Source organism: Leptolyngbya sp. FACHB-671 (assembly GCF_014695745.1).
Lineage (GTDB): Bacteria > Cyanobacteriota > Cyanobacteriia > Elainellales > Elainellaceae > JAAUTN01.
This window is the reverse complement of record NZ_JACJOV010000129.1, coordinates 74629-91174: the sequence shown is the minus strand read 5'-3', so window position 1 is coordinate 91174 and position 16546 is coordinate 74629. Positions and strand designations below refer to the sequence as shown.

The 16546-nt window shown below is 48.6% G+C and carries 15 protein-coding genes; 3 read left to right on the top strand and 12 right to left on the bottom strand.

What is annotated here, in order from left to right:
- Nucleotides 1-14: 14 nt before the first annotated feature.
- The 3 genes from H6F93_RS19185 to H6F93_RS19175 all read right to left on the bottom strand — a co-directional run bounded on the left by H6F93_RS19185 (nucleotide 15) and on the right by H6F93_RS19175 (nucleotide 3016).
- Nucleotides 15-701: an HAD-IA family hydrolase gene (locus H6F93_RS19185; protein ID WP_190684014.1), complete on the bottom strand. Its 687-nt coding sequence runs from the start codon at nucleotides 699-701 to the stop codon at nucleotides 15-17.
- A 45-nt stretch (nucleotides 702-746) separates the two neighbouring features.
- Complete coding sequence (locus H6F93_RS19180) at nucleotides 747-1940, bottom strand: NAD(P)/FAD-dependent oxidoreductase (RefSeq protein ID WP_190684012.1); 1194 nt, start codon at nucleotides 1938-1940, stop codon at nucleotides 747-749.
- A gap of 92 nt (nucleotides 1941-2032) precedes the next feature.
- The gene (locus tag H6F93_RS19175; RefSeq protein WP_190684008.1) at nucleotides 2033-3016 is read right to left on the bottom strand and encodes a protochlorophyllide reductase; all 984 of its coding nucleotides are present in this window, start codon (nucleotides 3014-3016) and stop codon (nucleotides 2033-2035) included.
- A gap of 246 nt (nucleotides 3017-3262) precedes the next feature.
- Between H6F93_RS19175 and H6F93_RS19170 the strand changes: the two genes are divergently transcribed.
- A complete protein-coding gene (locus tag H6F93_RS19170) occupies nucleotides 3263-3871 on the top strand; it encodes an HdeD family acid-resistance protein (protein WP_190684005.1) in 609 nt (202 codons plus the stop codon).
- Between the two features lie 203 nt (nucleotides 3872-4074).
- Here the strand turns inward: H6F93_RS19170 and malQ are convergent, their stop codons facing one another.
- Nucleotides 4075-5586 carry a 4-alpha-glucanotransferase gene (gene malQ / locus H6F93_RS19165; protein WP_190684002.1) on the bottom strand — a complete coding sequence of 504 codons (1512 nt, stop codon included), beginning with the start codon at nucleotides 5584-5586 and terminating at the stop codon, nucleotides 4075-4077.
- Nucleotides 5587-5890: 304 nt separating this feature from the next.
- Between malQ and H6F93_RS19160 the strand changes: the two genes are divergently transcribed.
- Nucleotides 5891-6727 carry a cyanophycinase gene (locus H6F93_RS19160; protein WP_190644466.1) on the top strand — a complete coding sequence of 279 codons (837 nt, stop codon included), beginning with the start codon at nucleotides 5891-5893 and terminating at the stop codon, nucleotides 6725-6727.
- On the opposite strand, the gene H6F93_RS19155 is transcribed toward H6F93_RS19160, so the two are convergent.
- Nucleotides 6687-7982, bottom strand: coding sequence for a damage-control phosphatase ARMT1 family protein (locus tag H6F93_RS19155; protein ID WP_190683997.1), 1296 nt, complete (start codon nucleotides 7980-7982; stop codon nucleotides 6687-6689). The genes H6F93_RS19160 and H6F93_RS19155 overlap by 41 nt on opposite strands.
- A 298-nt stretch (nucleotides 7983-8280) precedes the next feature.
- Here H6F93_RS19155 and H6F93_RS19150 point away from each other — a divergent pair, with 298 nt between their 5' ends.
- Entirely contained in the window at nucleotides 8281-8907 is a 627-nt protein-coding gene (locus H6F93_RS19150) for a fasciclin domain-containing protein (protein WP_190644468.1), read from the top strand.
- Nucleotides 8908-9061: 154 nt separating this feature from the next.
- Here the strand turns inward: H6F93_RS19150 and H6F93_RS19145 are convergent, their stop codons facing one another.
- From H6F93_RS19145 to H6F93_RS19115, 7 genes are all read right to left on the bottom strand, one after another.
- Nucleotides 9062-10102 (bottom strand): N-acetyltransferase DgcN family protein, encoded by a 1041-nt coding sequence (locus tag H6F93_RS19145; RefSeq protein WP_347277325.1) that lies wholly within the window; start codon nucleotides 10100-10102, stop codon nucleotides 9062-9064.
- The gene (locus H6F93_RS19140; protein WP_190683995.1) at nucleotides 10089-11135 is read right to left on the bottom strand and encodes a dipeptide epimerase; all 1047 of its coding nucleotides are present in this window, start codon (nucleotides 11133-11135) and stop codon (nucleotides 10089-10091) included. The genes H6F93_RS19145 and H6F93_RS19140 overlap by 14 nt, the downstream gene beginning before the upstream one ends.
- Before the next feature lie 27 nt (nucleotides 11136-11162).
- Complete coding sequence (locus H6F93_RS19135) at nucleotides 11163-11552, bottom strand: VOC family protein (RefSeq protein ID WP_190683990.1); 390 nt, start codon at nucleotides 11550-11552, stop codon at nucleotides 11163-11165.
- A 26-nt stretch (nucleotides 11553-11578) separates the two neighbouring features.
- Nucleotides 11579-12727, bottom strand: coding sequence for a hypothetical protein (locus H6F93_RS19130; protein WP_190683988.1), 1149 nt, complete (start codon nucleotides 12725-12727; stop codon nucleotides 11579-11581).
- A 149-nt stretch (nucleotides 12728-12876) separates the two neighbouring features.
- Nucleotides 12877-13860 carry a hypothetical protein gene (locus H6F93_RS19125; RefSeq protein WP_190683984.1) on the bottom strand — a complete coding sequence of 328 codons (984 nt, stop codon included), beginning with the start codon at nucleotides 13858-13860 and terminating at the stop codon, nucleotides 12877-12879.
- A 462-nt stretch (nucleotides 13861-14322) separates the two neighbouring features.
- Nucleotides 14323-15486 carry a CNNM domain-containing protein gene (locus H6F93_RS19120; protein WP_524537970.1) on the bottom strand — a complete coding sequence of 388 codons (1164 nt, stop codon included), beginning with the start codon at nucleotides 15484-15486 and terminating at the stop codon, nucleotides 14323-14325.
- A gap of 274 nt (nucleotides 15487-15760) precedes the next feature.
- Nucleotides 15761-16447 carry a sugar transferase gene (locus tag H6F93_RS19115; RefSeq protein ID WP_190683981.1) on the bottom strand — a complete coding sequence of 229 codons (687 nt, stop codon included), beginning with the start codon at nucleotides 16445-16447 and terminating at the stop codon, nucleotides 15761-15763.
- Nucleotides 16448-16546: the final 99 nt, after the last annotated feature.

Here is a 16546-nt window from a genome sequence, read left to right as displayed (position 1 = left end):
GCAAGAATCTGTATCTAGCTCCTTACCCCGCTAAGAGAAGGAGCCGGAATGGAGACGCTTGCTCGCTTAAGCCAAATGGCTCTCAGTCCAGCAGCTTTTGCGCCTTCATAGTCTTCTTTAAAGCTATCGCCAATGTGCCATGCTTCGCCAGGAGAACAGTTATGTTTCTGCAATGCGGTCGCAAAAACTTGGGGATCAGGCTTTGCAGCCCCCACTTCTGTGGAAATGGTGACTGAGCTAAAGAATTCGGCTAGCTCCAGAGCGGATAGGACGGCGTAAATACGAGAGTCAAAGTTAGAAACAACCCCCAGTTCAACCCCCTGGTCGCACCACTGCATCAGAGTAGAGCGAATGTCAGGATAAACGAGCCAGGGTTCAGCTGTCTCGAAATGGCTGTAGAGAACGGTAAAAAACGCTGAAAAATCCGCGAATTGGTCTAGCACTCCGGCCTTTTGGAACGTTTGAGCGGCGATCGCCCACCACCAGGCAAATTCTCGCTCTGGAATCTCTGACCGTGACACCCTCGGAAATGCCATTGGAGAGGCTGCCCGGAAGCTTTGGAAGAAAGCATTATCCAGGACTTCAGCCTCTACCACTACTCCAAATTGGCGAGCCAGCGAACCATAAACTTCGCCCACGCTGCCTTTCACGCCAAATAGCGTGCCAACGGCATCCAAAAAAATCACCTTGGGATGCTTCATCAGCGTCTACCTACCTAGAGCAATAGCTAACGTTACATCAAGACTCTAGATAGAAAGCATCTCACGCAACGGGCGCACGATCCAGTTCAAACCGACCTTAAGTTGGTGATCCAGAGTAGGCATTCGGTAAAGATATGCTAAACGACGCACAACGTAGGCTAGCTGTCCGTCTAGCTTTACTCCCAAGCCAGTAAAGGTTGCATCATCGGTGCCCAAAGTCATCATCTCGCCAAGATGCTGATAGCGGAACGGCAACAGCGGACGATTGGTTAACGATGCCCAAATATTCCAACCCACATACTCTGCTTGCTGAAAAGCGGATTGGGCGGTCGCTGGAACTTTTTGTCCATCTACATCCTGGCATTCTGCCAGATCGCCCAGTGCAAAAACTTCGGGATAGTCGATCGCCTGAAGAGTTGGCGTGATTACAAGCTGTCCTCGTGAGTTATGCTTCAGCGGTAGATTTTGCACAACCTCTGCAACTTTGTTGCCGACTGTCCATAGCACCACTTCAACTGGGATTGTGTCGACCTTCCCTTTGTACTCCAATGAAATCGTGTTCTCACCCAACGCTTCTACCTTCGTTTCCAGGTCGATCCACACGCCCCGCTCTTCCAGGGCCTTTTGAGCTGCTTCCCGGTTAAATTCTGGTGAGGTTCTAAGGATTTGGTCGGTCAGTTCTACCAACCGCAGCCGTCCTCGTTCTTTTAACCGATCTGCCAGTTTGCAGGCTAACTCAACACCGCTGTAGCCTGCGCCGACGATAGCAACTCGAATTTTGTCTGCCTCAGATGCTTCCAGGGTTCGCAGTCGTTCCTCTAGACGGTAGGCATCGGCGATCGTGCGAAAAGGAATCGCGTGTTCGGTTGCCCCTGGCACGATATCCAGAGGGGTTTCGCCGCCAAGCGCCAAAACTAAGCGATCGTAGGACAGTTCTGGTCCGTCCTGAAGCTGTACTTGCTTTGACTGCACGTCAATTCCAGCGATCGCTGCCTGATAGAAATGTACGCCTGTGCCTGCTAACAGTTCAGTGTAAGGAGGAGCAATTTCCCAGGTTTGCAGTTCACCTGTAAGCAATTCGTAGAGCAGAGGCGAGAATAGGAAGCGATCGCGCTGGTCAACCAGCACGATTTCAGGCTTTTCGAGTTTGCTCCAGGGGAGTTGGCTCAGCCGCAGCGCGGTATAAAGACCGCCAAAGCCGCCACCGAGAATGCAAATACGCTTGGGTTGTTGGGTCATGGTAAGGAAGTCAATCCACTCAGGACAACTTTACTTACAGGATAACAAGGCAATCCGCTTTGTTGGGAGCCAGCATAGCGATCGTCCAACAACTACTTAGCAGACATTGCGGGTTCCTCTAACCCCACTAGCCTTGCGCTTAGCTCCCATAGACGCACTGCCTTGGCATCATCGCGGGCTTCGGGAGAAACTTTTTGTACAAACGATTTGCCTTCTTTTTTCTGACGATTGCCCCAACTCCAGTAAGTTCCAGACTGACCGTATTCTGGCTTGGCAACAACGTCTGCAACCCGTTCTCCAGACAGTTCTTCAGTCACAAAACCGCCGGTAATGTATTTCTGGAAGAGCGGAAAAATCTTCTGAAAGAGTGGGTAGTGGTTGCGGAATAGCGCAGTCGTCGCCACACATCCCGGATAGAGAGAACTGAAGATAATGCCGGTCGAGTCGTGCAAGCGGCGATGAAGCTCTCGCATCGTCAGTACGTTGCAAACTTTGCTGTCTTTGTAAGCTTTCACGGGTTCAAATTTCTTGCCGTCAATCATGGAAATCGGTGTTTTGAAACCTTGCTCAAAGCCCTGCAACTCTCCCAGGTCGGGGCGTGGAGGAATCTTTCCGCCCAGTTCATCGGGGTTGTGAGTTACTGTGCCCAGGATGACTAAACGCTTGTCGGATGCGGGAGACTTCTTCAAGTCCTCAAGCATCAGGTTGCACAGGAGGAAATGCCCGAGGTGATTGGTGGCAACGCTTAGCTCGTAGCCTTCTGGCGATCGCAATGGCTCTTTTAACAGGGGCATGTAAATCGCCGCGTTGCAGACCAGTGCCTCTAACGATCTGCCGCTTGCCCTAAAGTCTGTTACAAACTGCCGCACACTCTCCAAAGAAGCCAAATCAATATGCAGAAGGGTGTAGCTATCTTTCGACATTCCTACAGATTGGGCTGCCTTTTCTGCTTTCTCCAAATTTCGACAAGCCATCACTACGTGCCATCCACGCTGAGCTAGCGCTCTTGCCGCCTGTAGACCTACTCCCGAAGAAGCACCTGTAATTACGACTGTTGACTTCTGATGTTGATCCATCTCGCTTCAGACTCTCTGTTCAGACTTGGTTAAGTACCAGTAATCGGCACTGATTATGCTCTCACAAATTTCATATCAATTAAGATGTCGTTACTGATTTGTAACTAAACTCTTAGAATTTGTAACCTTTTGTAGAGTAAACCCCGATCACGGGTTAAAAGGAGGTCTACCCTAAGGTCCTACCAGGCGAGTAGTTTTTTTCCTAACCTGTGCAGAGAAGCTATTACAGATAGGAAAAAAACGACTATGACATCCAACGTGTCTCCTGAAACTAGCGCTGAAACTAGCGCTGGAACTAACACCATTAATAAACAGGTAAACAATTCTCCTTTAGTGGGTGTCCTGCTCATTGTTCTAGGTATTGTGGGGCTTGCCCTACCTATCTTCTCAACCCTTGTTGCTGAGACTTGGGTTGCCTTCATCCTGATTTCTGCAGGAGCTGCTAAGGTCGTTTATGCGTTTCAAACGCGCGATCGTGGCGGTTTCATCTGGAAATTGCTGTTGGGAGTCCTTTATGTAGCGACCGGTCTTATGCTGTTCGTCTATCCTCGGACGGGCATCCTTACTCTGACTTTGCTACTGGGTAGCTTTTTCCTGACAGAAGGTGTGTTTGAAACAATCTTGGCGTTTCGTCTGCGTCCGCAGCAAAACTGGACCTGGGCTTTAGTGAATGGAATTGTAACGCTGGCATTTGGCGGTATAGTTTTGTTCCAATGGCCCTTTAACGCTCCCTGGCTAATTGGCACACTGGTTGGTGCAAGCGTTTTGTTTAGCGGCGTTTCGCGGGTAATGCTGTCGTTTGGCCGTGGTTCTGATTCTGCGATGAATCAAACTGACTCAGCTGCTTCGGCTTGAGGATAGTTTTGTTAACAGTCATTAGTCTTTTGCAGATTTGATTAGTGGCTTACTCCTCTCCTAATAAAAGATCAGGGATGCCCTCCGCGTCGCGGGGGCATCCCTGATCTTTATAGTGCCTAATTTTTAATCGGGAAGGGAGTAATGAGAGAAAATTGAAATCCCTCTTCTACTGCGGGAGAGGGATTCAGGGTAGGTAAGATTTATCGGCTATAGAGATGAGTGAGACGGAGTAGGCGATCGCTCAATTCTTGAGTCAACACATTAGAGTCGGTGTAACGCCAGCGCCAGTTACCTGCGGATACGCTAGGGTCATTCATACGAGCATGGTTATCCAAACCCAACACATCTTGCAGTGGAACAACAGCCAAATCACCAACCGAAGCAAGTGCTAGCTGGATGAATTCCCAATTGATCTGTTTAATCTCTTCGGCAGATGTACAGCCTAAATAGTGAGCCACAAATTGCTTTTCTCCAGCACTGGCTCCTGACCACCAACCTAAAGTTGTGTCGTTGTCATGAGTGCCAGTGTAAACCACACAGTTATTGATGTAATGGTGCGGTAGGTAGGGATTTTTAGGATCTTCACCAAAGGCAAACTGTAGGATTCGCATTCCGGGAAATTGGAAGCGATCGCGTAGTTCCTCAACCTCAGGTGTGATAATTCCTAAATCCTCTGCCATGATCGGCAAACTGCCTAACTGGTCGCTTAGTGATTCAAAGAACTCGGCATCTGGTCCTTTGATCCACTCACCATTGATTGCAGTTTCCTCTCCAGCAGGAACTTGCCAGTAGGCTTCAAACCCTCGGAAGTGATCAACTCTAACAATATCAACATATTGCAGCGTTGCCTGAAACCGCTTTACCCACCAGGCATAGTTGGTTTGCTTAATTTGATCCCAGTCATATACGGGGTTCCCCCAAAGCTGCCCAGTAGCGCTAAAGTAGTCAGGCGGAACTCCGGCGATGTAAGCAGGTTCAAAGGTTTGTGGATTTAGTTTAAATGTTTCTGGACTTGCCCAAACATCAGAGCTGTTGTGGCAAACGTAGATAGAAATATCACCTACAATTTGAATATTTTTCTGATTGGTATAAGCCCGAAGTTTTGACCACTGCTCAAAGAATTTGAACTGCAAGAATCGATGGAATTGAATACTTTCTTGCAACTGTTCTGCGGCTGCTTTGAGTGCATCTGGTTCTCGTCGGGCGATCGCCCCTTCCCAATAATTCCAGCTTTTCCCCTCATTGGCTTCGAGCAACGACATGAACAGCACATAGTCATCTAACCAATAGGACTGTTCTTTAGAGAACTGTTCGAGTTGTGGATCCGGCGTGCTGAGGTTCTGAAAGCGTTCGTAAGCCAATTTGAGAAACTTAAACTTATGTGGAATCACCCGATCAAAATCAATCAAATGAGGAGCAGCATTTTCCTCAGAGGGTAGTGGGGACAGTTCATCTGCGTTCAGCAAACCTTCTTCTGCCAAGGTTTCCAGGCTGATCAGGAGAGGATTTCCGGCAAAAGCGCTGAAATTCATGGTGTATGGAGAATGCTCATATCCAGTTGGGCCTAATGGCAAAACTTGCCACAGCTTTTGCCCACTTTTCTCTAAGAAATCCACAAATTTGTATGCCGATTTGCCTAAATCACCAATTCCAAATTGACTGGGTAGACTGGTTGGGTGCAGTAGAATGCCGCTAGCACGTTGAAAGCTCATGGTGATTTCTAAAGACACAGATCAGTCCAAAACTATCTCTTATTTAGGACAAGTCTCAATAGGACGTTAGATAGATTTCCAACTCGAATTTCATAGAATCACAATCTTAATTTGCAACAATGGTTACAGAAATCGCCAAAATCTCTATCTCAAGCGAGGTCAGATTTACCTGATTTCAGCAGTACGCTTATTAAGGTATTTCTCAAACGTACATTAAAGGCGATCGCTCTCTCCGAATCACTTTAGCAGCTACGATCGAGAACCGATTAAAAATCCCAAGTTAAAAATTAAGGTAGGGCACAGTATGGAGCCGAGTCAAAGTCGGGGACAGTTAGTCATCATTGGTGGGGCGGAAGATAAAGAAGGAGACTGCACTATCCTTCGAGAGTTTGTAAGATGCGCTGGAGGGGTCAACGCTCGAATTGCAGTTTTAACCGCAGCGACCAGCCTACCTGGAGAAGTTGGAACCCAATACGTGCGGATTTTCGAGCGTCTGGGAGTGGAAGATGTTTGTGTCATTGATACCGATTATCGGGAAGACGCAGACCGTTCTGAAAATTTAGAAAAGGCTGAAAAGGCAACGGGCGTATTCTTTACTGGCGGAGACCAGGCACGTATTACTGACCTGATTAAAGACACTAAACTCGACAGTGTGATTCACAGACGCTACAACGAAGGAATTGTTGTGGGGGGCACTAGTGCAGGAGCCGCAATGATGCCCGACATGATGATTGTTGAAGGAAAATCCGAAACAAACCCTAGTGTTGATGCAGTTGAGATGGGACCAGGAATGGGTTTTCTTCCTGGCATCGTGGTTGACCAACACTTTGCCCAACGAGGTAGGTTAGGACGACTAATTTCAGCCTTGGTACAACAGCCTGCCGTGTTGGGAATTGGCATTGACGAGAACACGGCTGTAATTGTGACGGGTGATGAGTTTGAAGTTGTGGGTGAGGGAGCCATCACAGTTGTAGATGAGTCAGGTACCACTCACAACAATCTGGAAGGATTACTCAAAGATGAGCCTCTGGCGGTTTGTGGTGTTAAGCTCCACATCCTGCCTCACGGCTATCGGTTTAACTGGAGGACTCGCCAACCCGTCATTGCAACCCCAAACCTGGTAGGTCAGCAAACTGCATAACTGCCCATTCTCCATTGGTTAACCAGCTTAGGTCTATTTGATTGAGTAACCCTACTTGTTCAGGCTGTAAGCCTGCTACAACTTCCGATTTGAGGGTTCGTAATGCTAATAGAGGAGAGAGAAAGTAGCATACGATCTCTTCAAATCGGGTCGTAAATGACCAGTGCCGATCTCCTAGTAAGCGGCGATAGTTGGCATCACCTTTGAGGATGACTAAGTTACTCTGAGACAACTCATGATGCAGTGTTTGGGGTAGTTCCCAGAGCTCTAAAGGTGAAACCCAGTAAGGATCTGCTAGGAGTTGTAGTCGTCCGATCGCCAAATAATTCTTGAGCCTTTCTGCCAGACTCTGGACACTCATCTCCCTATCATTGGATAAAACGGCCAGGGTATGATGAACGTCTACAATGGTGGCATCTGAGACAAACGTAGGATGAATCTTAAGATGCAGATAAACAGTAAAGGGAGAAGGTTGAGTTAGCAATAGATCAATCAGGAAGAGGTCACAAATTAACTCAAAGCCTGCATTATCTGCGACTAAATCAATTCGGGGGTGCGATCGCCATCTCCCTTCCCCTTTCCCTTGCTCCGCGAACCAATCTAACAGTTTATCCGTATCGTCTACCAAAACGTGAGTTTTCTGAGCCTGCTCAAATTCAGTTTCAGCGTTACTTTCAAAAACCAAATCAACAGTAGGCTTTAAGCTTAAATCAGCTTGATTTCCCCAGAGTGCGTTATGAAGTAGCACAGCAAGGTTTGTACCCCACGTCACATCCTCTTTGCTCTGATCAATTTGTGACTGATGCAACGAGTTGATTTGAGAACTTACTGCACGAACTTTTTCTAGAGATGTGGTTAAGCTGGCATGTTTTTGGGTGTGAAAAGGATCAAAACCTTGCCATGCTCCAGGTTGGAAGTACTGCGTTGCTTCTAAAAGACGACGGTAGAAATAAACCTCGGCAAAGAACCAGGGTACCTCCATCCAGGAACAATTGAGGTAAGGATGCAGATAAGTTGACCACTCCGCTAAATCGGGGGCGTTTTCGTCTTCAAGCAGTCGTACTTTGCCCTCAAATAGCTCCTGCACCAGGGTTTCCAGAGCGACAACAATGTCCGTTGGGAAATCATTTTCATCGATTGTGCGTTGGGCGATCGCCGGCCATCGCTGAGTTAGGGTCAGATGAGCAAAAGACCCTGGCTCGGACATCATCAGCGGCGGCGGCACAGCCAATCGAGGATGCTGAAATGGAGGCATGGCAAAAGTTAAGGTGCAGCTTTGGAATTATTGGGGCGGTCGCTTAGATCCATTAGCAAACTAAGAATACTTCACTTTTTGGGATTGCCGGATGCAGCCACAGCGTGTGTTTGTTGCTTTTGTCTGTAAAGACATTTCTCACAACCCCCTACGGTTGAAGCATTCAACCAATCAAATCAATAAATTTCTTTTTTGTATTCTAGACAACATCTATCTAGGGGCTGAGGGCATTGCTTGAGAACATCCTTTAAGTTCTGTAAAGGTCATCAAGACTACTGTGACAATTGAAGAGGTATTTATGATTCGCAACCAAATTTCTAAGCGTTTGGTTTTAGGTCTAGTTGGGTTAAGCAGTGCGCTCGTTCTGTCCGCCTGCAACCAACCCACCGATACTGCCGAGGTCGAGTCAACTGAGGTTCCTGCAACCACAACAGAGGTTCCTGCAACTGAAGACCCTGCTGTCGAAGACCCTACTGCTGAGGGCGCAACTGCTGGTGAAGGAGAAACGGTTGCAGATCTAGCGGCGTCTGATGAATCTTTTAGCACCCTAGCGACTGCCATTGAAGCCGCAGGACTGACTGAAACGCTTTCAGGCGAGGGCCCTTACACTGTTTTTGCACCTACCAACGAAGCCTTTGAAGCACTACCCGAAGGCACACTGGATCAGCTTCTACTTCCTGAAAATAAGGACGTCCTAGCTCAAGTTTTGACATACCATGTCGTGCCAGAAGAGCTTCCTGCTAGCGAAATCGCAGCCGGAGAAGTGGAAACAGTTGAGGGCACACCTGTTACCGTTGAGGTTGATGAAGCCGCTGGCGGAGTCATGGTCAACAATGCAACGGTGATCGAGCCTGATATTCAGGCTAGCAACGGGGTAATTCACGCTGTCGATCAGGTCATTCTACCGCCCGGAGCCGAGTTGTAGAGAACTGACTTGTCCAGCTTCAGGACTCTTTTCCTGATCGAGTTAAGTTTTAGAGTTTAATACCGCTTCACCTGTCTAGACTAAGCTTGAACGAGGATATGCCAGCCATATCCTCGTTTTACATATTCTCGTTTTGTCGTGAGTGCAGTATTGGTCACTTGAGAATTGCATCTAGAATAGGTTCTGCGTTAGAGCGAATCACGTCGGTGCAAGGCAGCCCTGTTTCTAGCTGGGCATGTTCGATCGCTTCCTGTGCTTCTTCTTCGCTCAGGTGAAAGGTGTTAAGGGCGATCGCCACCACTTTCACCTCAGCAAATGCTCCGCCAGCAGAGGCAACCGTTTCGTACACTTGAATAACTTTGGGTAAGGGTGGGATGGGAACATCTGCGAATTGCTGAACGTGAGTTTGTCCCGCCCGATGAACTAGGACCAGATGAGTAGGTTGACTGCCCCGCATCAGAGGAAGAGTAGCAGTAGAGGCTGGATTCATCAGCGATCCTTGCCCTTCGACAAACAGAATGTCGTAGTCATATCCATAGCGCATCATGATTTGCTCGACTGCGCCAGAGGCAAAATCAATTCTGATTGCGTCTAAAGGAATGCCGTCATGACCCAGCATTAGCCCTGTCTGACCTGTTGCCAGAAAGCGGGACTGTAAACCTCGCTCTTGTGCAGCTCGATCTAGCTCTAAACTGGCAGACATTTTGCCGACGCTCATATCGGTGCCAACGGTCAGAACTCGTAGACAAGGAAGCGATCGCGCCTGACCACTGCCTACTGTTAAACCTTGTGGCTCTCGGCGCACATCCCAAATCAACTGCCCGGGTTTTAGCAGGCTGCTAAGTTGGGGATCAGTTGCCAGGGGTGTATGCAGTCCATTCACAACTGACAAACCCGCGGCAACAGCTTGTTTTACTTCCTGCCACCAGTCTTCGGGCAGCGCTCCGCCAGAGGGAGCGATCCCAATCATTAACACGGTAGGCTGATAGGCGAGTGCCTCTGCTACCGATGCAACAATGGGCACCGGACGCGAAATTCCAATCAGCTCTGAAAGCGATCGCCCCGGAGATTGCTCATCCACAACTGCCACAATCGACAGATCGCTATAACGCAGTAGAGAAATGCCCGTTTTTCCTTTTGCCCCTTGCAGCCCTTCATGCATCAGCAGGGCAATGCGATCGCTAGCCGTGAACACGTTGCACCCCCAATCCTGGTAAGTCGTTTGGCACTAGACAGCCACTTTCCAAAGAGGCCCCAACAAACGGATCGTCAATTAGGTTGAGATGACTATCCAAGTCTAAATGATCTGCAAAAGGAGCCAGATGGGCCGCTGCGGTATTGGCTAAAGCGCTGTCTGAGTAGCAGCCAAACATAATTTGCAAGCCACAGGCTTTGGCAGTGTGAATCATCCGGAGTGCCTCACTCAAGCCGCCCGATTTCATTAGCTTAATGTTGATACCATGAACGCGATCTGCCAGTTTGGGAATGTCGCGACTATCAAAACAGCTTTCATCTACGAAAATGGGCAAGGGCGACTGACGATACAGTTCCAGTAAATCTGACTCCTGACCTTTGTCGAGCGGCTGCTCAATGTAGGTGACACCCTGTTCCGCTAGCCAGTGGCTCATAGAAATAGAATCTGCCAGATTCCAACCGCCATTTGCGTCAATACTGACTTTTGCCCCTTTGGGCACTTCTTGCTGCACTGCTTTAAGCATTTCCTGGTCTGCCATGATCCCACTAGGGCTACCCAGTTTCACCTTAACGGCTTGAAAGGGAGCAAGCTGTAACCAATGCAGCAACCGTTGTCGAGCGGCTTCAGGAGAACTGATACCAATGGTGGCAGAGGTGGGCACGATGCGATCGCGCTCCAATCCCCACAGTTTCCACAGCGGCAGCCCCAGATACTTGCCGCGCCAGTCATGCAATGCCAGATCAAGTGCAGTCTGGGCAGCAGAGGGCAGATTGGCATCTGTCAAAATTTGCTCAATCCGCTGCTGGTCAAAGGGAGTCAGCGACTTTAATTGAGGCGCAATTTGCTGAAGCTGAAGAACAATCTCTTCGGTGGGCTGAGGACGACCTACCGAAAAAGGCGAAGCTTCTCCCCAGCCTTCAACTCCGTCATGTTCTAAAATCAGCCAGACGTTCGTACTTTCTGCCGACGTGCCGCGGCTGATAGTCAGAGCAAATCGCTTGTGAACCGTAAATGTCTCAACCCGAATCTGCATGATGTATCCGCAAGCGTTGCTCCAATCTTACGAGACTTGGGGGTAATTGGAAATTTCTAACAGATTGCCATCGGGATCACGGATGTAGAGGGAGGCGATCGCCCCCATTGCTCCAGTTCTTGGCACAATGCCCTGCTCAACTTCTACTCCACACGATTGCAGGTGAGTCATTACCTCAGCTAAAGGTGTAGCTGTAATCAAGCAAAGGTCGGCAGAGCCAGGAGTAGGCTCGGCAGATTTTGGCTCAAACTCTCTGCCAACTTGGTGCAGGTTGATCTTTTGCTGCCCAAAGTGGAGGGCATAGCGGCGATCGCCAAACATCACCACCTCCATTCCTAGAACCCGCGCGTAAAAATCACAGGTCGCTTGTAAATCAGCCACCATCAAGACCAGATGATCCAACCGCTCGATTTTCACCGTGTTCTGCAAGTTAAATCTGCAATTTAAATCGAGTAAACCTGCCCATCGATTAGCAAACGCGTGATCCCCTTTGCCTGCAAATAAGGTCCAACTTTGTGTAGCATTCGCCCATCGGGAACCTTGACGACTCGCTGCATTCGGCGAGAAAACCGTCGAGCAACTCGATGGTTGTCAAAAATTGGCAGCGTTCTTGCTTGAATTTCCTCATCAGGAATTTGCCCCAGGTCGGCAAAATCTCTGAGTGGGCGAGTAATCAACTCGGAGGCGCGATCAACAACCAAATAAAAGATCTTAGGAATCGGAGCTTCAGACAACGGCAAAACGCTTACCCGCTCCTTTGACTGAATATGTACAGCGGTGAAATCTTGCGAATCTCCACCTGCTCCATACGAGTCATCCTCATCATCATCCAGGTCGTCATCCAGGTCTTCTAAATCTTCTTCCTCATCATCCAGTTCTTCAAAGTCCTCTCCCTCGTTCAACAGATCTTCTGCTAGCGTCTCTGCAACACGAGGAGTTGCTTCTAAACCGTAGTTTTGGTCTGACTGCGGCTTTGCAATTTGGTCTTCCATTGCTGCTGAAAATTCTAGCAGCGGAATCTGCGTCGCAGAAGACAAGTTTTTGTCAGCCACCTCTGCAATTTTTGCTTCAACGCTGTCTACCTCTGTCGTTTTGGTCAACGGAGCCGCAAACGTTGTCTCATTTGCTTCGGCGATCGCCGTGCGTTTCCGCTCACGCCGTTGAGGAGCTGGAATCTCCCGTAGTTGAGGTTTTGGCTTCGCTTCGGCTAACTGAGAGACCAATGGCTCTGGTTGAGAAGGTTGTTCAAAGGGTTCAGGTTGAGAAGGTTGTTCAAAGAATTCAGGTTGGGGAGATGATTCAAAGAGTTCAGGTTGAGAAGGTTGTTCAAGTGGCTGAATCGGCTTAGATTCTACTTCAGGTGGTTCAGAAGACTCAGGTGCAAAATTGAGAAACCGGGTAGACAATCCACCTCGCTTTTGCTGCACCAGGGTTTCATACTCCTGTTCCGACAAGCCTTGCTTCAGGATGCGGCTAATGGTGGTATTGCTCACGCCATAGCGACTGGCCAGAGTTGAGGTCGTCTCCTCTGGGTGGCGATACAACGTGAGAATCGTTTGTTTATCAGAATCAGACAATTTTTGGGGAGCCATGCCGCAAATCTTTCCTCAGCCAGCGATCGGACTGTCAGCTATTAGACCGTTTCTGTAGAGAAGCAAATTATATCTTTGCTTTTTATCACTACCACTACTACCATTCTGCCAATTCATCAGGATTATAGGGAGTTCTTTCATCCCTTATCCTACGCTCTCCTCCTTCCTCCTCGGCGAGAACGGGTTGACAGATCGTACTCTAAGGCTGCACCAATGCCAAACAGAACCGCGCTAAAGATGAAGAATACCTCTGGCAAAGCTCCAGTTTCGTAATCCTCAACATAGGTAGTGGCATAGAAGAACCAGATGTCTGCCAGATAGAGTGAGAAAGCGGCAGCGGCAATGAACCGCCAAGATAGGGAGAATCGCCCTCCCCAAAATGCTAACAGCAGGGTTGTTGCCATCACCACCAGAATAATGTCACCTATGATATAGAGCAGTGTAACGATATCTCCCAGGGGTTCCAGGTCAGCCGCTAAACTCGTAACCCAACCTGGGGCGGTATTTGCTGCTAGGGCATCGGCTTCGGTGGAGCTCTCCGGCAGCGCTGGGGCTGCATCTGGTGGAGCACCGGGATTAGCAGGAGCAGTTTGTTCAATCCCGGTAGGAGCCGCCGGAAGTTCAGTTTCTTCTGGTGCGGAAAGCAGCAGATAGGCAAGCAAAATCCCTACGATCGCAATTCCTAAAACCGTAGCCCATTGCCACAAAGCTAAATTCAGCCGCCTAGAGATGACCGCCAGCAGCATTCCCCAGCCCAAGAAGAAATAAGTCAGGATAAAAAAGAAGTCTCCAGGGGAAAGGTCGGGCGATTGCCCCCAGCCCAACTCCCACTGAGCCAACAGCAAGTTAGCGATAAAGTAAGACAACATTCCCAAACCGATCGCTAACCAAACAGTTCTACCACTGACGATCAGGCTACTGCGCCAGTTCCGAAAACAGAGGATGGCAGCTCCCAAAAAAGCGACATCTTCAAGCACGTAAGTTGTCACTCCGTACCAGCTCGGTCGCCCTTGCCCGGGTAAAGGCACACTAAATAAGAGAAAAAATAGGAGCGCAATAATTGCCCAAGCGGTTAAGGACAGGACAATCACTTGGACGGACAGAGAGGAATCATTAGAAGTCTTTTTGTTCAAGGTACCGCTCCTACAGAATGCAACGTTGGGACGGTTGAGCAATTGATGCGATCACTATAAATCTTTCTGCGGAAAGTCTTACAGAGAATCTCACTAAATTGCTGGGCAACAACACACGACAACAGCAGTCAATTAGAAGCGCACATGATGTCCCTACACTTTGTCACGCTGAGAGGGTTTGGTAAAAATCACCCTGACTGGTTGCTTTACTAGAGATCGGGCTTGCTTATTGGTTCATACTGCCTCTTATTCCATGCTTGATTCTGCTGAATTTAGATGTCGTTGAACAGAGGGATGGATTATGACTATCCATCCCTCTGGTAGGGGCGGTTCGCAAACTGCCCTTCAACAGATTTCGCAATTTTACAGCGTTCCTCGACAATTAGCGCTGTTGATTGTAATGCAGGACTCTTGACTGGTTCAAAGCAGGTTTCTAGCTTGTACGTCATGTTTAGCAAACGCTCAACCTAATCGCCGAATCGTAGGCACGCTGCGCTGCCATCGAATCCGAGAGGGAAAGTCGCTTTCGTCATAGATTTCACCAACTAGCTCCTCTAGAATGTCCTCCAGGGTAACGAGTCCAACGGTGCCACCATATTCGTCTACCACGATCGCAATGTGAAACTGCTGTTGCAGCATTTCTTTGAGCAGGTCAGCGACCCGCTTTAGCTCGGGTATGTAGACAGGTGCATCCATTGCTTGCGTCACGGGCGCATCAGTCTGGTCAGTTTGGCAAACCGAGTCTAATTCTTGCAGAGCTCGCTTCAGATGAACGATGCCCACAATTTGATCTTTTGATTCCTCTTGAACCGGGATGCGAGAGTATCCGGTTTTTAAGCAAAAATCTACGAGTTCGCGTAGCGTTGCTTCGTGGGAAATCGTTTGCATGTCAATTCGAGGTTTGACCACGTCTCGCGCTACCACCCGATCGAGCATGAGTGCTTTGTTGAGCAACTGATGGCGATCGAGGTCAAGCTGTCCTTTGCCGCCCAGAATTTCGATCATCAGCTGCAGATCTTTGATCGATTCTCCTGGCTGTACTACGTTGCCCTGAAAAGTGCGGATGGCGAATTGAGCGATCGCCTCCAAAAACTGAGCAATGCCAAAAAATGACAGCACTCTAGACAGCCAATAGATTGGGCGTACCACCACCCTAAAAATCGGCATGACGTTGTTGATTGCCAGCGACTTGGGCGTAATCTCGCCAAATATCAGGACTAGCAGCGTGATTACACCTGTAGCGATCCCCACTGCTGCATTGCCAAACCAGATCGTGAAAAGATTACTGGTAAGAATAGCCGAAGTATTATTAACCAGATTGTTGCCGATCAGGAGTGTGGTGATGAACCGAGCCCGATTTTCTAGCACCAGGGTAAACATTCCACCGGGATCACCCTGTTCTTTGATCAGTGCTCTCAGTTTCAGATTGTCCAGGGCCGTAATAGCGGTTTCTGACCCAGAAAAGCAGGCAGAAAGGGCCAGCATCACAACCAGAGCTGCCAAATCAAGTCGAACATCTCCTAAAAACGGCTGAACCTGACCCATGAGCGGATGAGTTAGAAAGGCGTAGGAGAACCAGGCAGGGGCGATCGCCAACAATTGCAGTGGGGGAAATAGGGAAATCACGAGGAAGAGTGGAGCCGATAAAGCTACCAGATTGTGAGTAGGTATAAGAAGACGCAAGAAAGTTGAGAGAGTCCATCTTGAGATGATAACCCCCCTCAACTTTTGAGGATTCTACCCTTGAACCGAATACGCTTGAACTAAGCTACAGCTAAATCAAAATTTAGGTCATTTAAATAAACCTCTATGAATCGCTTTTTAAAGCGTGAATGGTAGCGCGGCGGAGCCGCGCTACCATTCACGCAAAAGGTCTATTGATTGTGATTCTTTTAAGGATTTAACAGGCTCCCTGTTTCGACAAAACCACCCAAATCGTCTTGCCAATCAAAAAAAGGTCATACATTACTGACCAGCGATGAAGATATCTCAGGTCAAGCTGCACAATAGCTTCAAAGTCGATGATTTGAGAGCGACCATTGACCTGCCATTCGCCCGTAATACCAGGCTTAACTTCGAGCCGTCTCCAGTGATGCTTGCTGTACTGTTTAACTTCGTTTACTGTAGGCGGACGAGTGCCCACTAGGCTCATGTCGCCCTGTAGCACATTCCAAAACTGCGGCAGTTCATCCAGACTAGTACGTCGCAGAAATTGACCCACTCTTGTAATCCGAGGATCGTTGTCATTCTTAAAGACGTGACCGTTTGCCTGATTTGTGACCTGCTGTTTGAGTGCTTCAGCATTCACGACCATTGAGCGAAATTTCCAAATTTTGAAGTAGCGACCACGATGCCCACAGCGAGTTTGGCTGTAGAAAACGGGTCCTGGGCTGTCAATCTGGATGGCGATCGCAATGGGCACAACCACTAGCGCAGTCAAAATCAGCCCTATCGTTGCTCCCAAAATATCGATACATCGCTTCACTTTGCTGTTGACCGAAGGATGGATGTTGGTCGAACCTCTTAAATAAACCTGAGAACGAACAGATGCAGAAACAGCGGCGAATTCAGAGCTGGTAGTGACCATGATTTGAAGTGATTTACAGGTAAATGCAAATTAAAGAAGAGCCAAGAACGCAAGCAATTGTGGAGACTGACAAAGGGTTTTAAGGTCAGCGGCACTCTG

Bases quoted from the DNA above. Each gene is read 5' to 3' on its own strand.
- H6F93_RS19185 (WP_190684014.1), bottom strand. From the start codon at position 701: ATGAAGCATCCCAAGGTGATTTTTTTGGATGCCGTTGGCACGCTATTT.
- H6F93_RS19180 (WP_190684012.1), bottom strand. From the start codon at position 1,940: ATGACCCAACAACCCAAGCGTATTTGCATTCTCGGTGGCGGCTTTGGC.
- H6F93_RS19175 (WP_190684008.1), bottom strand. From the start codon at position 3,016: ATGGATCAACATCAGAAGTCAACAGTCGTAATTACAGGTGCTTCTTCG.
- H6F93_RS19170 (WP_190684005.1), top strand. From the start codon at position 3,263: ATGACATCCAACGTGTCTCCTGAAACTAGCGCTGAAACTAGCGCTGGA.
- malQ (WP_190684002.1), bottom strand. From the start codon at position 5,586: ATGAGCTTTCAACGTGCTAGCGGCATTCTACTGCACCCAACCAGTCTA.
- H6F93_RS19160 (WP_190644466.1), top strand. From the start codon at position 5,891: ATGGAGCCGAGTCAAAGTCGGGGACAGTTAGTCATCATTGGTGGGGCG.
- H6F93_RS19155 (WP_190683997.1), bottom strand. From the start codon at position 7,982: ATGCCTCCATTTCAGCATCCTCGATTGGCTGTGCCGCCGCCGCTGATG.
- H6F93_RS19150 (WP_190644468.1), top strand. From the start codon at position 8,281: ATGATTCGCAACCAAATTTCTAAGCGTTTGGTTTTAGGTCTAGTTGGG.
- H6F93_RS19140 (WP_190683995.1), bottom strand. From the start codon at position 11,135: ATGCAGATTCGGGTTGAGACATTTACGGTTCACAAGCGATTTGCTCTG.
- H6F93_RS19130 (WP_190683988.1), bottom strand. From the start codon at position 12,727: ATGGCTCCCCAAAAATTGTCTGATTCTGATAAACAAACGATTCTCACG.
- H6F93_RS19115 (WP_190683981.1), bottom strand. From the start codon at position 16,447: ATGGTCACTACCAGCTCTGAATTCGCCGCTGTTTCTGCATCTGTTCGT.